Raw genomic sequence first — 17,451 nt, 5'->3', positions numbered from 1 at the left:
CTTTGCGGACGGCCACCATGGTTGATTCTTACGACGACTCCCTCGATACGGGAGAAAAAAGCAAATCCCAGGTTAAACGCGAGCTTCATGCTCTGGTTGACCTCGGCGAGCGCCTTACAACGCTCAAGCCTGACTTGCTGGCAAAACTGCCGTTGACCGACGCTATGCGCCGGGCACTGGCCGATGCGCCCAAGCACACCGCGAACATCGCGCGTAAACGGCACCTCATGTTCATCGGCAAACTGATGCGCGATCAGGACACTGACGCCATTCTGACTCTGCTCGATCAACTCGATGCCTCCACCCGGCAGTACAACGAACGTTTCCATGGCCTGGAACGCTGGCGCGATCGCTTGATCGCGGGCGACGATGCAGTCCTGGAAAAGTTCGTGCTCGACTACCCGGAGGCTGATCGTCAGCAGTTGCGCTCCCTGATCCGTCAGGCCCAGCACGAACTGGCGACCAACAAGCCACCGGCATCGAGCCGTAAAATCTTCAAGTACATCCGTGAGCTGGACGAGACTCAACGCGGTCTGCGTTAAGTCCCGAATCGGGTGAATCGCCAAGCGATTCACCCGAAGCTCCATCCTTTATGATCCTGTGCCACCCACAGTGATCGCATCGATTTTCAGCGTTGGCTGGCCGACACCCACGGGCACCGACTGCCCATCCTTGCCACACGTCCCCACGCCGCTGTCCAGCGCCAGATCGTTACCGACCATCGACACCTTGCTCATGGCTTCCGGGCCGTTGCCGATCAACGTCGCGCCTTTGACCGGGGCGGTGATTTTGCCGTCCTCGATCAGGTACGCCTCACTGGTGGAGAACACGAATTTGCCGCTGGTGATGTCCACCTGCCCGCCACCGAGGTTGGCGCAGTAGATGCCGCGTTTCACCGAGGCGATAATTTCCGCTGGGTCGCTTTCGCCCGCCAGCATGTAGGTGTTGGTCATCCGTGGCATCGGCAGGTGCGCGTAGGATTCGCGACGACCGTTACCGGTGCGGGCCACGCCCATCAGGCGCGCGTTGAGCTTGTCCTGCATGTAACCCTTGAGTACGCCGTTTTCGATCAGCGTGGTGCACTCGGTCGGGGTGCCTTCGTCGTCGACGCTCAGGGAACCGCGACGACCAGCCAGCGTGCCGTCATCGACGATGGTGCACAGCTTGGACGCAACCATCTCGCCCATGCGCCCGCTGTAGGCCGAACTGCCCTTGCGGTTGAAGTCGCCTTCCAGACCATGGCCGACCGCTTCGTGCAACAGCACGCCGGACCAGCCCGAACCCAACACCACCGGCAACGTACCGGCCGGCGCGGGAATGGCTTCAAGGTTGACCAGCGCCTGACGCAGCGCTTCACGGGCGTAGCCCATGGCGCGGTCATCGCTGAGGAAATAACGGTAATCGGTACGCCCGCCACCGCCATGACCACCGCGCTCGCGACGGCCGTTTTGCTCAACAATCACGCTGACGTTGAAGCGCACCAGCGGCCGCACATCGGCGGCCAGGCTGCCGTCGGTCGAAGCGACAAGAATGCGTTCCCAGACCCCGGCCATGCTGACGGTGACTTGCTGGATGCGTGGGTCGAGGGCGCGAGTCGCGACGTCGATGCGCTTGAGCAGCTCGACTTTTTCGGCGCGGCTCAGCACTTCCAGCGGGTTGTCCGGCCCGTACAACTGGGCGACATCCGCAGTGGTGAAGGCCTGCACCGTGCCGTTCTGCCCGGCACGGGAGATCGAACGGGCCGCGCGAGCCGCCGCGCCAAGAGCTTCGAGGGTAATGGCATTGCTGTAGGCGAAACCGGTTTTTTCACCCGACTGCGCACGCACGCCCACACCTTGGTCGAGGTTGAAGCTGCCTTCCTTGACGATCCCGTCTTCCAGCGCCCAGGACTCGGAAATCTGCCCCTGGAAATACAGGTCCGCGGCATCGATGCCCGGGCCGGCCAGATCGCCGAGCACACCTTGCAGGCTCTCGATCGTTACGCCACCGGGCGCCAGGAGGTGTTCACTGACGGAGGACAACAACTCGCTCATATGTTTACGCCTTAAATTCGTCGTTCCGGGCAGGTCGCTGTGCGCCCTGCGAGAAAAAGCGCCGGTGACTGGACACCGGCATCCGCGCCCTGATGGACGCCTGTTCGCTGCTATCGCGTTCGGCCAGCAGCACGGCCTCGCCTTGATCCTGTTGTGCCAGCACCCGGCCCCAAGGGTCGACAATCGCGGCATGCCCCCAGGTTTCCCGCGGCCCCGGATGCGTCCCACCCTGGGCGGCCGCGAGCACGTAACACTGAGTCTCGATGGCCCGCGCGCGAATCAGCACATCCCAATGCGCGGCGCCGGTCACCGCGGTAAACGCCGACGGTGCGGTAATCAATTGCGCGCCCGCGGCACGCAATTCGCTGTACAACTCCGGGAAGCGCAGGTCGTAACACACCGTCAGGCCGACCCGGCCGACGGGCGTGTCCGCCACCACGACCCCACTGCCATAAGCATAGTCATCGGACTCGCGATAACGTCCACGATTGTCCGCCACGTCCACGTCGAAAAGGTGCAGCTTGTCGTAGCGCGCCACCGTTTCGCCCTGATCATTGACCAACAACGAGCAGGCATGCGCTTTGGAGGTCGGATGGTGCACCGGCGGCAACGGCAATGTGCCGGCCACTATCCATAACTTGAGGTCGCGGGCGGCCTGTTTCAACCACGGCAGGATCGGACCTTCACCCAACGCCTCGGCGCGGCCGATGTCAGCGATATCGCGACGGCCCATGGCGGCGAAGTTTTCGGGCAACACAGCAAGCTGCGCACCACCGGCCGCCGCCTCTTCGAGCAGACGCCGGGCCTGGGTCAGATTGGCCAGCACATCGCTCTGGCTGACCATTTGAATCACCGCGAAAGGCATGGCCCCTCCTTACTTGAGATGTCTACACCGACCGTGTAGCAGCTGCCGAAGGCTGCGTCCGGCTGCGCAGCAGTCGTAAATCCGGATTGCACGGTTTGTCTGAATGACCGCGCTGGCTGACTTTACGACTGCTTCGCAGCCGAACGCAGGCTTCGCCAGCTGCTATGTATGGACTCGCCCCCACTGTCTACCCGCTTTTGAAAAACCGCCGCCCCGTTGCATCTATGTATTAGGCCTATTCGAGGAAGCCGTCTTCGGCTTCTGGCCAAAATTGGAAGAGCTCGTGGTATGCCGATTACAGTCAGGCCTCGAAGGCCAGTAGCAGCTAAGGCATCAATCCACGCCGGTCTTACCTGGGGTCAATGTTTTTCAGCAAAGGGTCGGACAGTTGGTACCTCGGTGGCAGAACTCTGTCGCTCAGTGGCTCATCGTCGCTTGCTGGCCATCACCCGCCTGGCGACGATAAGTCTGGTCATTCTGTAGAAGCACCCAGACGATTCGCAGGTTGCGGTTGGCTAGCCTGATCGCAGCCTCCTTACGACCCAGCCGGCTCATCCAGCGCAACAAGCGGCGGTCATCGGGTTGCTGGGAATCAGGTCGTAGTTGTTGCAGTACCGCATGGGCTCCCTGGATCATCAGGCTGCGTAAATAAACATCGCCTCGCTTGGTCATGTCCCCCAGCCGGACCGTCTGCCCGCTGCTGTGCTGGTCAGGCACCATGCCAAAGTACGCGGCAAACTTGCGGGCATTGGGAAATCGCTCAGGCTTGGTTTCCTTGGCCACCAGTGCCGTGGCAGTGACTGGGCCGATGCCGCGCACAGTCATCAGTCGCTTCGCCGTCATGTCGGCGTTGGCGGCCACTTCCAGGCGCCCCGTCAGCACGCTGATGCGTTCGCCCAAATGGTGCCACTCGGCCAACAGTTCGTCGATCAGTTCACGCAGCAGGCCCGGCACCGGCTGGGTGGCATCTTCCAGTACCCGCGGAATTTTCTGGCTGATCGCAACATCGCCCTGCGCCAAGGCCACGCCATGCTCGAGCAGCAGGCCGCGCATCTGATTGCTCACCGCCGTGCGTCGACGCACATAGCCTTGGCGGGCGCGATGCAACGCCTGCATTGCCAGCGCCGCAACGCTTTTGACCGGCACTGCGTAGATCTTTTCATCGCGACCAGCGCGCAGAATCGCCAGCGCATCGTTGCGATCATTTTTAGGCCCGCTACGATGTGTGGCCACCAAACGGGCTGGAAGAATCCGCGCCAGATTGCCTTGGTCTTGCAGCTGCCGGGCCCAGGCTTGAGCACCCGGACCGGTCTCCATCAGAACCACGACATGAGGCGGCAACTGGCGTAGAAACTCATAAAACGCCTCGCGCGACTTGATCCGTTGCTCGTAGTGCACTTGGCCGAGGACGTCTTCACCGGCGACCTGAAAGACCTGCTTGGCCAGATCGACCGCCACGGTTGTGCAGGCCGACAAATCGGAAGAAGACAGGGATTGATCAATCGAAGTATGCTTTTTCATGGACTCGCCCTCGCTGTCGTTGGCTGTTTAGACTGCCATCGTGGCGCATTGACGCCTCGGCTTGGGCGAGTCCATCCAATTACAAGGGGCCTGCTTACGGCCATGCTACTCCATCGGCCTGAGGCGTGGCGTGGTCAAAAAGGCTTGTCGAAGGTGATTTTCGGCTCTTTCCATGGACCCTTGACCGTGTATTTGACGCTGGCGAAACGTGCCACGCGGTCGCCGATCAGCTTGTCGATCAAGAACAGCGCACCGCCGATGGCCGGTGCGCCGACAATCAACGCGGCAATCGGCAGGTTGTTGGTCACAGGCAACGTCACCAGCAGTTTCGCGTCAATCTGATCGCCCACCAGATTCAAGGTACCGTTCAGTTCAATGTTGCTCGACGGGCCGGTCAGCAGAATCGGCTCCTTCGTCACATAAACCCCGTTGGTCGCGACCAGCAGACCTTTGACCCGGTCATAACTCAAGCCTTTGCCGAACAGGTCGGAGAAGTCCAGGCGCAGACGGCGACCGATGGAATTGAAGTTGAGCAAGCCGAATACTCGCAGGGCCTGGGCGCTGCCCTCGACTTCAACGAACTGGCCTTTATTCAGCGAAGCATCGAGCGTACCGGAGAAACGTTTGGTGGCCAGCCACGCGGGTGAACCCGGCCAGCGACCGTCGACGTCCATATGAAACTCTTCACTGGTGACGCTCGGCGCAAAGCCCCAACCTTTCAGCACGTCAGCGAGATTCTTGCCGCTGATCCGCCCTTTGTACCAACTGCTGGAGCTGCCGGGGATGCCTTCCCAGCCACCAGTACCCTGCAACAGAATGCCCTTGAGGCCCAGATCCAATGTGTTAAGCGCAATACCCCTGGCGGTCGGACGGACTTTCAGATACCAGGCGCCTACGAGGTCCTGCCCCTGGAACAGCTGATTGATGGTGATGTCCAGCGCCGGAATCTTGGTCGGGTCCACCGAGGCCAGCGGATCCGGCGAGTTTTCGTCGGCCAGGACCGTAGGATCCGGCGCCGGCAACCGCACGGTTTGCAGATTGATCGCAATCGGCGCGCCTTTCGCATCGGGGATGCTCGCGCTGCCTTTGACCTGCTGACTGTCGAGTTGCAACGCCCACGCCGCGGCTTTGCGATTCAACTGCACCGACGCCTGGTCGAGCGTCGGGCCGACACCGCTGAGTTTGCCGACTTTGAAGTCCGCGCTGCTGAGCAACTGCTTGGCACTGCCGCCCGGATCCTGGCCGGCGTACTTGTCCACCAGATCCTTCCACGGACCGACGTCCAGTTCGGACAGCACGCCGCGCACTCGCAGCCCTTTGGCGCCGGGCAGCACGGCATTGCCGCCACCCAGGAACAACTCGCCACGACCGTCGGCAAAATTGCCGGGCGGCGCCGCAAACGTGAAGTCTGCCAGCTCACCGTAGGTGACCCAGTAGCGCCGTTCCAGTCCCTGCAAGGTCATGCGGAACGTGGTGTCGCGGCCGACATCGGCGGCCATGCCAAACGGCGCCGGCAAATCGATCGCCACGCCTTTGAGGCTGGAATTGACCATCAACTGGCTGTCGGGGCCATCAAGGCTCAGTTGCAGCTGATACGGGATCACGCCGGACACCGGCAACGGCTGGGTGACGCTCAACCAGTCAGTGAGTTTCTTGACCTCGACCTGACCGGATGCAGTGACGCGGGTCTTGAGATTACCCGCACTGCCGTCGGCAAAAATCTGCGCGGTGACCGGTTTATCGAAGGCGCGTGCGGTGATGTTCTGTCCGCTCAAACCCTTGGCGCTGTCGAAACGGAAATCGCCCTTGAGTTGCGTCAGCTCCAACGAGGGCTCGGCCAGCTTCAAACGCGCCTTGGCGGTTTTGAAGTCGACGAGAATCTTCGGCTGCTCGCCTTTGACCAGCGGGATATCCAGCTTCAGCTTGCCTTGCAGATCGCCCTCGCCCTCCCATCCGGCAAAGGTTTCAGCGGTGCCGATCGGCGCTTCCTGGAGAATCTTCAAGCCATCACCCAACCCGCCGGAAAACCCGCCGTCGAGGAACAGGTGAACGCTTTGCCCTTCCGGCGCATGGGGAATATTGACGTAAATGTCGCGAACCTGAGTGTCGAGCAACTGGCCCTTACTGGCCAGGACCCGCACGCCGCTGTCTTCAACAAACACGTCACCGGTGACTTTGCTGACATGCGGCCAACCCGGCTGGAACGCCAGTTCGGCATCGTGAACCTTGAAGAACAGGCTGATGCTGCGGGCAGCGTCGGCGGCGCCGTGGTTCAGCGAACCTTGATACTGGAAGAAGCCCTGGTCTACCGCGCCTTTGAGAATCGCCGTGCGCAGCCATTCGTCCAGCGCCGGGCTGAGCATGGTCGGCAGGTACTTGGCGGTGTAGCGACCGTCGCCGTCCACCAGGCCGACCCGCAGGTCCATGTAGTCTTCCTGGGTGTGATCGAAATGCAGGCGGATCAGGAAGTCACCGGCAATCTTGCCCTCCTCGCCCAGCACCTTCAGGTACGGCGCGATCAGGGTGAAGCGTTCTTTGTCGAGCTTCCAGGTCAACCGGGCATTGGCCTGGATGTATTGCCATGGCTTGGCGAAAATCGGGTCCAGGTGCAGGACAAAGTCCTTGCTGTCCATCCGCAGTTCGCCCTGACCGAGGTCGCCGCTGATGCTGCCGCTGACATTCCGTGCTGCCGGAGCGCCGTGATAGGCATCGAAGCCGACCTGATCGAGGTTGGCGGCGAAGCTGAACTTGCTGTCATCGGTGGCATTGGGCCGCAGATCGATCAGCACGTTGCGCAGTCCACCAGTTACCTTGAGTTGCTCGACCGCCGTGGCGACACCTTCGGGCAACGGCCCCAAGGCGTTTATCAGCGGAGTAAGCGGGGTGAGATCGAGGCGATCGGCTTGCAAGTGCCAGAGTTCTTCAGCCTTGTCGGTGGCAGCGGTCTGTCGAAGTTGCAGGTGTGATTCCCAGCGGGTCTCGCCGAAGTTCATGGCCAGGGAGTCCAGGGTCACCAGCATGCCTTCGGAGCTACGCTGGAAATAGCCGTTGAGCGCCAGATTATTGATCTGGATCGGCTTGCGCTCGGCGTAGGCGCCCTTGAGTTGCGGCGCGTTCAAACGAATGGCGCCGCTTTGCAGCACACCCTTGGCCCAGTTCACCCAAAGTTCACCACCGGCCTTGAGCTCGGAGAAGTTCCATTGACGGGTCACGCGCTCGGGCAGCCATTTCGACCAGTCGCTTTGCGGCAGGCTCAGGTAGGCCTCGGCCTCGCCATCCTTCCACTGGCTGGCGCGTAGACGGGTACGCACCGTCATGGCCACCGGCTGGCCGTCAGGCAGGGTCAAACGGGCATCGAGGCGCTGACGGGAGACGCCGGTTTTCAGGTTCAGGCCGACATAGGTCAAGGTCAGCGGCGGATGGTCCTGTGGCTGCAAGGTCACCTGGCTGTCGATCACCGACAGTTGCTGGACCATTTGCATGCGATTGAGCAACTGCTCCGGATCAAGCGGCTGGTCCTGTTGCACCGGCAACCCTTCCAGCGCCCAATGTCCGTCCGCGCCTTCCTTGAGGCTGATCTTCAGGCCGTTGAGTTCCAGGTGAGCGATGCGAACGTCGCGAGCGAGCAGGCTTTCCCAAAGGTCCGGCACCGCTCGCACCTGATCCAGATGCAGGGCGTTGGCGCCCTCGCCGACTGTCACATCGTGGGCCAGCAAAATCGGCGCGAAGCCGCTCCAGTTTCCTTCCAGCTTACCGATTTGCAGCGGCATGCCCAAGGCGGCGCTGGCTTTGGTTTCGACGTCGGCACGGTATTCGGCCACCAGGGGCGTCAGCTCCCGGCCGAGGCTGACGTACAACGCCATCAACACCAGGACCAACGCGCACAGGCCAAGACCCCAGCGGGTCAGTGCGGCCAAAATGCGTGTCAGACGTTCCATGTCAGTTGGCTCCCATAGCGAAAATACTGCAAAAAGCTGAGGCCAGCCGTTCTAGTAAGTTTGAAACACAGCGATTCAGAGCAGCACCACGTCGTATTGTTCCTGGGAATACATGGTTTCCACCTGGAACCGAATGGTGCGTCCGATAAATCCTTCCAGCTCGGCGACATTTCCCGACTCTTCATCGAGCAACCGGTCGACGACTTTCTGGTTCGCCAATACACGATAGCCTTCCGCTTGATAGGCACGCGCCTCGCGGAGGATTTCGCGGAAAATTTCGTAGCAGACCGTTTCCGGCGTCTTCAGCTTGCCGCGGCCCTGACAGCTGCTGCACGGCTCGCACAGCACTTGTTCGAGGCTTTCGCGGGTGCGCTTGCGCGTCATCTGCACCAGGCCCAACTCGGTGATGCCGATGATGTTGGTCTTGGCGTGGTCGCGCTCCAGTTGTTTTTCCAGCGTGCGCAGGACCTGGCGCTGATGCTCTTCGTCTTCCATGTCGATGAAGTCGATGATGATGATCCCGCCCAGATTGCGCAGGCGCAGCTGGCGGGCGATGGCGGTCGCGGCTTCGAGGTTGGTCTTGAAGATGGTTTCTTCGAGGTTGCGATGGCCGACAAACGCCCCGGTGTTGACGTCGATGGTGCTCATGGCTTCGGCCGGATCGACCACCAGATAACCGCCGGACTTGAGCGGCACTTTGCGCTCGAGGGCTTTCTGGATTTCGTCTTCGACGCCGTACAGATCGAAAATAGGACGCTCGCCCGGGTAATGCTCAAGACGATCGGCGATTTCCGGCATCAGTTCGGCGACGAACTGCGTGGTTTTCTGGAAGGTTTCCCGGGAGTCGATGCGGATTTTCTCGATCTTCGGGCTCACCAGGTCGCGCAAGGTACGCAGCGCAAGACCGAGGTCTTCGTAGATCACACTCGGTGCGCCGATGGTTTTGATCTGTTCGTTGATCTGATCCCAGAGACGGCGCAGGTAGCGGATGTCCATGAGGATCTCATCGGCACCGGCCCCTTCGGCAGCGGTACGCAGAATGAAACCGCCCGCCTCTTTGATGCCTTCTTTGGCCACGCAATCGGTGACGACTTGCTTGAGACGTTCGCGCTCGGCTTCGTCTTCAATCTTCAGAGAAATACCAACGTGGGCCGTGCGCGGCATGTACACCAGATAGCGCGACGGAATCGACAGTTGAGTCGTCAGGCGTGCGCCCTTGGAGCCGATCGGGTCCTTGGTGACCTGGACGACCAGGCTCTGGCCTTCGTGAACCAGCGCGCTGATGCTCTCCACCGTAGGGCCTTCACGCAGGGAAATTTCCGAAGCGTGAATGAACGCGGCGCGGTCCAGACCGATATCGACGAAGGCCGCCTGCATGCCCGGTAATACCCGCACCACCTTGCCTTTGTAGATGTTGCCAACGATCCCGCGTTTTTGCGTGCGCTCGACGTGGACCTCTTGCAGGACACCGTTTTCGACCACCGCCACGCGCGATTCCATCGGCGTGATGTTGATCAGGATCTCTTCACTCATGGCAGGGTCTCGTTCAGGCATGTTCACGATAATGGCCGCATCTTGTCAGTACGACGCTCAGCGCGCGTTAAGGGTTTGCCAACAGGGTATGCCGAAATGGCCGAGCAGCTCAGCGGTTTCGCACAGCGGCAGTCCGACCACCGCCGAGTAGCTGCCATCGAGCCCGGCGACAAACACCGCGCCCAGTCCTTGAATGCCATAGCCACCCGCCTTGTCACGGGGTTCGCCACTGGCCCAGTAAGCCGCCGCTTCATCGCGAGCGATGTTGCGAAAGCGCACCAGACTGCGCACCACCCGGGACTCACAACGCTCGCCGTCAAGCACTGCAATGGCGGTCAGCACTTCGTGCTCTTGCCCCGCCAACATCATAAGCATGGCGCACGCGTCAGCTTCGTCCACCGGTTTGCCGAGAATTTTCCCGTTGAGCACTACTGCGGTGTCGGCGCCCAGCACGCAAAAATCGGCGGCGGACACGACCGTGCCGCGCCCGGCCTCGGCTTTGCCGCGCGCCAGGCGCTCGACATAGGCCGACGGGGATTCATCTTTCAAGGGGGTTTCATCGATGTCCGCGCTGATGGCGGAGAACGGCACGCCGATCTGCGTGAGCAGTTCACGCCGACGCGGCGAGCCTGAGGCGAGGTACAGCTGTGTCATCAAGACATCTCCCTGTCTGGTGCGGGCCAATGCCTGACCGAATCAATTGATTTTGTAACGTCGACGCAAACCGCGCAAACCGTAGCTGACCCATGGCCAGAGCAATGCACTGACCAGTGCCGGCAAGACCAGCGCCAGGGTTGGCTGGCGGTTGCCGGTCAGGGCGCTCAGCCACAACTGGACCAGTTGAGCGAGGCCGAAGATCACCAGGATCACCAGGCTCTGTTGCCACATCGGGAACATGCGCAAGCGCTGTTGCAACGACAGCACCAGGAAGGTGATCAGGGTCAGGATCAAAGCGTTCTGGCCCAGCAACGTGCCGTAAAGAACGTCTTCGGCCAGGCCCAGACACCATGCGGTGACCATCCCGACCTTCTGCGGCAAGTACAACGCCCAAAAAGCCAACAGCAGGGCCAGCCAGAGCGGACGGAGGATTTCCATGAATTGCGGCAGTGGCGAAACGCTGAGCAGCAGGCCAATGGCAAACGTCAGCCAGATCATCCAGCCATTTCGGGATGCGGTAGCACCAACCATTATTCTCGTCCCCCAGTGGAAGCCGGTGCGGAGACAGGCGGTTTGGCGGCAGGTTTCACCGCAGCCGGTTGAGTGGCTGGCGGTTTGGTTGCGGCAGGTTGCGATGCTGGCGGCTTGGCGGCTGCAGGTTTGGCCGGGGTTGTCGCCGGAGCCGGTGCCGCCGGAGGTGCAGCAGGTGCAGGTGCAGGTGCAGGTGCAGGTGCAGGTGCAGCGGCTGCGGCTGCGGCTGCGGCGGGCACCACCACGGTGGCTGGCACTGGTTTTGGAACGGTCGCCGGAATGATCGGGCCACCACCGTGCTGGTCCAGCGCTTCTTGCGCCTGGGCAGCGTCGTTGGCGCGCTCTTCAGCGGTGCGGCCGTCGGTGAACACCAGCAGCAGGTAACGGCTGCGGTTCAACGCGGCGGTCGGCACGGCACGCACAATGGCAAACGGCTGACCGGAATCGTGGATCACTTCCTTGACTGTCGCCACCGGATACCCGGCTGGAAAACGCTGACCGAGGCCGGAACTGACCAGCAGATCGCCTTCTTTAATATCAGCCGTGTCGGCAACGTGACGCAATTCCAGGCGTTCCGGGTTGCCGGTGCCGCTGGCAATCGCCCGCAACCCGTTGCGGTTTACCTGCACCGGAATGCTGTGAGTGGTGTCGGTCAGCAGCAATACACGGGAGGTGTAAGGCATCAACTCGACCACCTGGCCCATCAGGCCGCGGGCATCGAGCACCGGCTGACCGAGGACCACACCGTCGCGCTCACCTTTGTTGATGATGATGCGATGGGTGAACGGGTTGGGGTCCATGCCGATCAACTCGGCCACTTCGACCTTCTCGTTGACCAGCGCAGAGGAATTGAGCAACTCGCGCAGCCGAACGTTCTGCTCGGTGAGGGCGGCAAGCTTTTGCATGCGACCCTGCAACAGCAGGTTTTCGGTCTTGAGTTTTTCGTTTTCGGCGACAAGCTCGGTACGGCTGCCGAATTGGCTGGCCACACCCTGCCATAGCCGCTGCGGCAGGTCGGTGATCCAGTAAGACTGCATCAGTACCAGCGACATTTGGCTACGCACTGGCTTGAGCAGTGTGAAGCGGGCATCGACCACCATCAGCGCGACCGATAGCACGACCAGCACCAACAAGCGCACGCCCAGTGAAGGCCCTTTGGTGAAAAGCGGTTTAATAAGCCGCTCCTCCCAGGCAAATGTTTTCTTTATTCATACGGCAGACCGGCCTGGATACAGACTGACAGAAGGTAAACGCAAACAGGCAGCACTGCAAAGTGCCGCCTGCGCGCTCAACAGCATAGAAGCGATCCGGCGACTTACTCGCTGGAAAGCAGGTCCATGGTGTGTTTATCCATCATTTCCAATGCACGGCCACCGCCGCGAGCAACGCAGGTCAGCGGATCTTCGGCAACGATCACCGGCAGACCTGTTTCCTGGGCCAGCAACTTGTCGAGGTCACGCAGCAACGCGCCACCACCGGTCAGCACCAGGCCACGCTCGGCGATGTCGGAAGCCAGCTCAGGAGGCGATTGCTCCAGCGCGCTTTTCACGGCCTGAACGATGGTGGCCAGGGACTCTTGCAGAGCTTCCAGCACTTCATTGGAGTTCAGGGTGAAGGCACGTGGAACGCCTTCGGCCAGGTTACGGCCACGAACGTCGACTTCACGAACTTCGCCGCCCGGGTAGGCCGTACCGATTTCCTGCTTGATGCGCTCAGCGGTGGATTCACCGATCAGGCTGCCGTAGTTGCGACGCACGTAGGTGATGATCGCTTCATCGAAGCGGTCGCCGCCAACCCGTACGGATTCGGCGTAGACCACACCATTCAGGGAGATCAGCGCGATTTCAGTGGTACCACCACCGATATCGACGACCATCGAACCGCGTGCTTCTTCAACCGGCAGGCCGGCACCGATCGCAGCAGCCATCGGCTCTTCGATCAGGAACACTTCGCGAGCACCGGCACCAAGTGCCGATTCACGGATGGCACGACGCTCAACCTGAGTGGATTTGCACGGAACGCAAATCAGCACCCGCGGGCTTGGCTGCAGGAAGCTGTTTTCGTGAACCTTGTTGATAAAGTATTGCAGCATCTTTTCGCAGACGCTGAAGTCGGCAATGACGCCGTCCTTCATCGGACGAATGGCAGCAATGTTGCCCGGCGTACGGCCGAGCATGCGCTTCGCCTCGGTGCCGACAGCAACGACACTTTTCTGGTTACCGTGTGTCCGAATAGCCACAACTGATGGCTCATTCAGGACGATACCGCGCTCGCGCACGTAAATAAGGGTGTTGGCAGTGCCCAGGTCAATGGAGAGATCGCTGGAAAACATGCCACGCAGTTTCTTGAACATGGGAAAGGGACCCTAGGCAACGCGTGGGTAAAAAAGTGCGGCAAACTCTAACAACGACAGGGATTTTGGGCAAGGCGCCAATATGTTAAATTGGCCGCTTTTCTGTGCACCAACCCCCACAATCGCGGCCTTATGACCGTAGAAATGCGGTAGTGTTCCGACAATCTAACACACGGATAGCATCCGTTCTGTTTTCCTTCCACTGGAGAATCCCATGACGCTTGAACGCTCCGACGTGGAAAAAATCGCTCATCTGGCCTGTCTGGGCCTCAATGATGCCGATCTTCCACACATCACTTCGGCCCTGAACAGCATTCTGGGACTGGTCGACGAAATGCAGGCGGTCAATACCGACGGTATCGAACCGCTCGCCCACCCACTGGAAGCCAGCCAGCGCCTGCGTGCAGACGTCGTGACCGAGACCAATCATCGCGAGGCCTATCAGTCCATCGCACCAGCGGTCGAAAACGGCCTGTACCTGGTTCCGAAAGTCATCGACTAAAGGGAAAGAGCCTGCAATGCATCAATTGACTCTGGCCGAGATCGCCCGCGGACTCGCCGATAAAAAGTTTTCTTCCGAAGAGCTGACCAAAACCCTGCTGGCGCGTATCGCCCAGCTCGATCCTCAGCTCAACAGTTTCATCAGCCTCACCGAAGACCTGGCGCTCCAGCAGGCGAAAGCCGCTGACGCACGCCGCGCCAACGGTGAGAGCGGCGCCCTGCTCGGCGCGCCGATCGCCCACAAAGACCTGTTCTGCACCCAGGGCATCCGCACCAGCTGCGGCTCGAAGATGCTCGACAACTTCAAGGCCCCGTACGACGCCACGGTCGTTGCCAAGCTGGCCGCTGCCGGCGCAGTGACGCTGGGCAAGACCAACATGGACGAATTCGCCATGGGTTCGGCCAACGAGTCGAGCTACTACGGCCCGGTGAAAAACCCGTGGAACCTTGAACACGTTCCGGGCGGTTCGTCCGGCGGTTCCGCTGCAGCCGTTGCCGCTCGTCTGTTGCCTGCCGCTACCGGCACCGACACGGGTGGCTCCATTCGTCAGCCCGCCGCACTGACCAACCTTACTGGCCTGAAACCGACGTACGGTCGTGTTTCGCGCTGGGGCATGATCGCTTACGCGTCCAGCCTCGATCAGGGCGGCCCTCTGGCGCGCACGGCCGAAGACTGCGCGATCCTGCTGCAAGGCATGGCCGGATTCGACCCGCAGGACTCCACCAGCATCGACGAGCCCGTGCCTGATTACAGCGCCAGCCTCAACGGTTCGCTGCAAGGCCTGCGCATCGGCGTGCCGAAGGAATACTTCAGCGCCGGCCTGGACTCACGTATCGCCGACCTGGTCATGGCCAGTGTCGAAGAGCTGAAAAAGCTCGGCGCCGTGATCAAGGAAATCAGCCTGCCGAACATGCAGCACGCGATCCCTGCGTACTACGTGATCGCCCCGGCGGAAGCCTCTTCCAACCTGTCGCGTTTCGACGGCGTGCGTTTCGGCCATCGCTGCGAAGACCCGAAAAACCTCGAAGACCTCTACAAGCGTTCCCGTGGCGAAGGTTTCGGCCCGGAAGTGCAGCGCCGGATCATGGTCGGTGCCTACGCGCTGTCGGCCGGCTACTACGACGCCTACTACCTGAAGGCGCAGAAGATCCGTCGCTTGATCAAGAACGACTTCATGGCGGCCTTCAATGAGGTCGACATCATCCTCGGCCCAACCACGCCGAACCCGGCCTGGAAGCTCGGCGCCAAGAACAGCGACCCGGTGGCTGCGTACCTGGAAGACGTCTACACCATCACCGCCAACCTCGCGGGTCTGCCGGGCTTGTCCATGCCAGCCGGTTTTGTCGATGGTCTGCCGGTCGGCGTGCAACTGCTCGCCCCGTATTTCCAGGAAGGCCGCTTGCTCAACGTTGCGCACCAGTATCAGTTGAACACTGACTGGCACACCCGCACCCCAACCGGCTTCTGAGGAGAAACACATGCAATGGGAAGTCGTGATCGGGCTGGAGATTCACACCCAGCTCACCACCCGGTCGAAAATCTTTTCCGGTAGCTCCACCACTTTCGGTTCCGAGCCGAACACCCAGGCCAGCCTGGTTGACCTCGGCATGCCCGGCGTATTGCCGGTGCTGAACCAGGAAGCGGTGCGCATGGCGGTGATGTTCGGCCTGGCCATCGATGCTGAAATCGGCCAGCACAACGTGTTCGCCCGTAAAAACTATTTCTACCCGGACCTGCCGAAGGGCTACCAGATCAGCCAGATGGAATTGCCGATCGTCGGCAAGGGCCACCTGGACATCGCCATGGAAGACGGCACGATCAAACGTGTCGGCGTCACCCGTGCGCACCTGGAAGAAGACGCCGGCAAAAGCCTGCACGAAGAGTTCAACGGTGCCACCGGCATCGACCTGAACCGTGCCGGCACGCCGCTGCTGGAAATCGTTTCCGAGCCGGACATGCGCAGCGCCAAGGAAGCCGTGGCCTACGTCAAGACCATCCACGCGCTGGTGCGTTACCTGGGCATCTGTGACGGCAACATGGCCGAAGGCTCGCTGCGTTGCGACTGCAACGTGTCGATCCGTCCGAAAGGCCAGGCTGAATATGGCACCCGCTGCGAGATCAAGAACGTCAACTCGTTCCGCTTCATCGAGAAGGCGATCAACAGCGAAGTGCAGCGTCAGATCGAGCTGATCGAAGACGGCGGCAAAGTGATCCAGCAGACCCGTCTGTACGATCCGAACAAGGACGAAACCCGTCCGATGCGCAGCAAAGAGGAAGCCAACGACTACCGTTACTTCCCCGATCCGGACCTGCTGCCGGTGGTCATCGAGAACTCGTTCCTCGACGAAGTCCGCGCCACCCTACCGGAATTGCCACCGCAGAAACGCGAGCGCTTCCAGGAGCAATTCGGCCTGTCGGTGTATGACGCCAGCGTCCTGGCCACCAGCCGCGAGCAAGCCGATTACTTCGAGAAAGTCGTGAGCATCAGCGGCGACGCCAAGCTGGCGGCCAACTGGGTCATGGTTGAACTGGGCAGCCTGCTGAACAAGCAAGGCGTGGAAATCGAGCAGTCGCCGGTCTCGGCCGAGCAACTGGGCGGTATGCTGCTGCGCATCAAGGACAACACCATCTCCGGCAAAATCGCCAAGGTCGTGTTCGAAGCGATGGCCAACGGCGAAGGCAGCGCGGACGAGATCATCGACAAGCGCGGCCTGAAGCAAGTGACCGACAGCGGCGCGATCTCGGCGGTGCTGGACGAAATGCTCGCGGCCAACGCCGAGCAGGTCGAGCAATACCGCGCGGCAGACGAAGCCAAACGCGGCAAGATGTTCGGCTTCTTCGTCGGCCAGGCCATGAAAGCCTCCAAAGGCAAGGCCAACCCGCAACAGGTCAACGAACTGCTGAAAAGCAAGCTCGAAGGCTGACCGGAATGGAGCCAGCTCTGACTACTGGCTCCATCCTCTGTGGCGAGGGAGCTTGCTCCCGCTGGTCTGCGAAGCAGACCCAAATTGGCAACCGCATTCTTTCAGTAAAAATGCATCAGCCGATTTGCGACCGCTTCGCGGCCGAGCGGGAGCAAGCTCCCTCGCCACATTTATTTTGGGAAACCTTTGAATGATGCGTCTCTTCGGCGCCTGCGCCCTGTTCTCCCTGCTGGCCGGTTGCGCCAGCACCGATGCCATCGATCCACACGGCTATGACAAGACCGGCGTTGCCTCGTATTACGGCGCCAAACACCAAGGTAAACGCACCGCCAGTGGCGAGGTTTTCAACAAGAATTCCCTGACCGCCGCCCACCGCCAGTTGCCGTTCGGCACGCGGGTGAAGGTCACCAATCTAAATAACGACAGATCCTGTGTGGTCCGTATCAACGATCGCGGGCCACACACCCGTGGGCGCCTGATTGATCTTTCACACGAAGCCGCCGAACAACTGGGTATGCTCCGTAGCGGCACCGCACGGGTTCGCGTGCAAGCCATCGACGATTAACAGACGGAGCCCCGACCATTTTCGGACTT

At 60.9% G+C, this 17,451-nt stretch carries 14 protein-coding genes; 5 read left to right on the top strand and 9 right to left on the bottom strand.

Annotation, left to right across the window (positions count from 1 at the left end; genetic code table 11):
• The first annotated feature begins 17 nt into the window (after window positions 1–17).
• The gene (yjgA, locus tag ACYZT8_RS04320; protein WP_007901505.1) at window positions 18–542 is read left to right on the top strand and encodes a ribosome biogenesis factor YjgA; all 525 of its coding nucleotides are present in this window, start codon (window positions 18–20) and stop codon (window positions 540–542) included.
• A 48-nt stretch (window positions 543–590) separates the two neighbouring features.
• On the opposite strand, the gene tldD is transcribed toward yjgA, so the two are convergent.
• The 9 genes from tldD to mreB form a co-directional block, all read right to left on the bottom strand.
• Window positions 591–2,033 (bottom strand): metalloprotease TldD, encoded by a 1,443-nt coding sequence (tldD, locus tag ACYZT8_RS04315; protein ID WP_461979505.1) that lies wholly within the window; start codon window positions 2,031–2,033, stop codon window positions 591–593.
• Between the two features lie 4 nt (window positions 2,034–2,037).
• On the bottom strand, window positions 2,038–2,898 hold the full coding sequence (locus ACYZT8_RS04310) for a carbon-nitrogen hydrolase family protein (RefSeq protein ID WP_461979503.1): 861 nt from the start codon (window positions 2,896–2,898) through the stop codon (window positions 2,038–2,040).
• Between the two features lie 417 nt (window positions 2,899–3,315).
• Complete coding sequence (locus tag ACYZT8_RS04305) at window positions 3,316–4,374, bottom strand: IS110 family RNA-guided transposase (protein ID WP_461982331.1); 1,059 nt, start codon at window positions 4,372–4,374, stop codon at window positions 3,316–3,318.
• A 179-nt stretch (window positions 4,375–4,553) separates the two neighbouring features.
• Window positions 4,554–8,357, bottom strand: coding sequence for a YhdP family protein (locus ACYZT8_RS04300; RefSeq protein WP_461979501.1), 3,804 nt, complete (start codon window positions 8,355–8,357; stop codon window positions 4,554–4,556).
• A 75-nt stretch (window positions 8,358–8,432) separates the two neighbouring features.
• Window positions 8,433–9,890: a ribonuclease G gene (rng, locus tag ACYZT8_RS04295; protein WP_131061223.1), complete on the bottom strand. Its 1,458-nt coding sequence runs from the start codon at window positions 9,888–9,890 to the stop codon at window positions 8,433–8,435.
• Between the two features lie 57 nt (window positions 9,891–9,947).
• On the bottom strand, window positions 9,948–10,544 hold the full coding sequence (locus tag ACYZT8_RS04290; protein WP_461979499.1) for a Maf family protein: 597 nt from the start codon (window positions 10,542–10,544) through the stop codon (window positions 9,948–9,950).
• Between the two features lie 42 nt (window positions 10,545–10,586).
• The gene (gene mreD / locus ACYZT8_RS04285) at window positions 10,587–11,078 is read right to left on the bottom strand and encodes a rod shape-determining protein MreD (RefSeq protein WP_461979497.1); all 492 of its coding nucleotides are present in this window, start codon (window positions 11,076–11,078) and stop codon (window positions 10,587–10,589) included.
• The gene (mreC, locus tag ACYZT8_RS04280) at window positions 11,078–12,205 is read right to left on the bottom strand and encodes a rod shape-determining protein MreC (RefSeq protein WP_461982371.1); all 1,128 of its coding nucleotides are present in this window, start codon (window positions 12,203–12,205) and stop codon (window positions 11,078–11,080) included. Before mreC ends, mreD begins: the two co-directional genes overlap by 1 nt.
• Before the next feature lie 188 nt (window positions 12,206–12,393).
• A complete protein-coding gene (gene mreB / locus ACYZT8_RS04275; protein WP_002555108.1) occupies window positions 12,394–13,431 on the bottom strand; it encodes a rod shape-determining protein MreB in 1,038 nt (345 codons plus the stop codon).
• A 214-nt stretch (window positions 13,432–13,645) separates the two neighbouring features.
• Here mreB and gatC point away from each other — a divergent pair, with 214 nt between their 5' ends.
• The 4 genes from gatC to ACYZT8_RS04255 all read left to right on the top strand — a co-directional run bounded on the left by gatC (window position 13,646) and on the right by ACYZT8_RS04255 (window position 17,422).
• Window positions 13,646–13,933 carry an Asp-tRNA(Asn)/Glu-tRNA(Gln) amidotransferase subunit GatC gene (gatC, locus tag ACYZT8_RS04270; RefSeq protein ID WP_008026876.1) on the top strand — a complete coding sequence of 96 codons (288 nt, stop codon included), beginning with the start codon at window positions 13,646–13,648 and terminating at the stop codon, window positions 13,931–13,933.
• Window positions 13,934–13,949: 16 nt separating this feature from the next.
• Window positions 13,950–15,401 (top strand): Asp-tRNA(Asn)/Glu-tRNA(Gln) amidotransferase subunit GatA, encoded by a 1,452-nt coding sequence (gene gatA / locus ACYZT8_RS04265; protein ID WP_461979495.1) that lies wholly within the window; start codon window positions 13,950–13,952, stop codon window positions 15,399–15,401.
• A gap of 10 nt (window positions 15,402–15,411) precedes the next feature.
• A complete protein-coding gene (gene gatB / locus ACYZT8_RS04260; protein WP_461979493.1) occupies window positions 15,412–16,857 on the top strand; it encodes an Asp-tRNA(Asn)/Glu-tRNA(Gln) amidotransferase subunit GatB in 1,446 nt (481 codons plus the stop codon).
• A 190-nt stretch (window positions 16,858–17,047) separates the two neighbouring features.
• Window positions 17,048–17,422: a septal ring lytic transglycosylase RlpA family protein gene (locus tag ACYZT8_RS04255; protein ID WP_461979491.1), complete on the top strand. Its 375-nt coding sequence runs from the start codon at window positions 17,048–17,050 to the stop codon at window positions 17,420–17,422.
• Window positions 17,423–17,451: the final 29 nt, after the last annotated feature.

The sequence above is a fragment of the Pseudomonas sp. LB3P93 genome (assembly GCF_054898025.1).
The sequence above is the reverse complement of the archived record's forward strand: the minus strand, read 5'-3'. Positions and strand labels throughout refer to the sequence as shown.

Coding starts and splice junctions, on each gene's coding strand:
- gatC (WP_008026876.1), top strand. CDS start 13,646: ATGACGCTTGAACGCTCCGACGTGGAAAAAATCGCTCATCTGGCCTGT.
- ACYZT8_RS04290 (WP_461979499.1), bottom strand. CDS start 10,544: ATGACACAGCTGTACCTCGCCTCAGGCTCGCCGCGTCGGCGTGAACTG.
- ACYZT8_RS04310 (WP_461979503.1), bottom strand. CDS start 2,898: ATGCCTTTCGCGGTGATTCAAATGGTCAGCCAGAGCGATGTGCTGGCC.
- ACYZT8_RS04255 (WP_461979491.1), top strand. CDS start 17,048: ATGATGCGTCTCTTCGGCGCCTGCGCCCTGTTCTCCCTGCTGGCCGGT.
- mreB (WP_002555108.1), bottom strand. CDS start 13,431: ATGTTCAAGAAACTGCGTGGCATGTTTTCCAGCGATCTCTCCATTGAC.
- tldD (WP_461979505.1), bottom strand. CDS start 2,033: ATGAGCGAGTTGTTGTCCTCCGTCAGTGAACACCTCCTGGCGCCCGGT.
- rng (WP_131061223.1), bottom strand. CDS start 9,890: ATGAGTGAAGAGATCCTGATCAACATCACGCCGATGGAATCGCGCGTG.
- gatA (WP_461979495.1), top strand. CDS start 13,950: ATGCATCAATTGACTCTGGCCGAGATCGCCCGCGGACTCGCCGATAAA.
- ACYZT8_RS04300 (WP_461979501.1), bottom strand. CDS start 8,357: ATGGAACGTCTGACACGCATTTTGGCCGCACTGACCCGCTGGGGTCTT.
- yjgA (WP_007901505.1), top strand. CDS start 18: ATGGTTGATTCTTACGACGACTCCCTCGATACGGGAGAAAAAAGCAAA.
- gatB (WP_461979493.1), top strand. CDS start 15,412: ATGCAATGGGAAGTCGTGATCGGGCTGGAGATTCACACCCAGCTCACC.
- mreD (WP_461979497.1), bottom strand. CDS start 11,078: ATGGTTGGTGCTACCGCATCCCGAAATGGCTGGATGATCTGGCTGACG.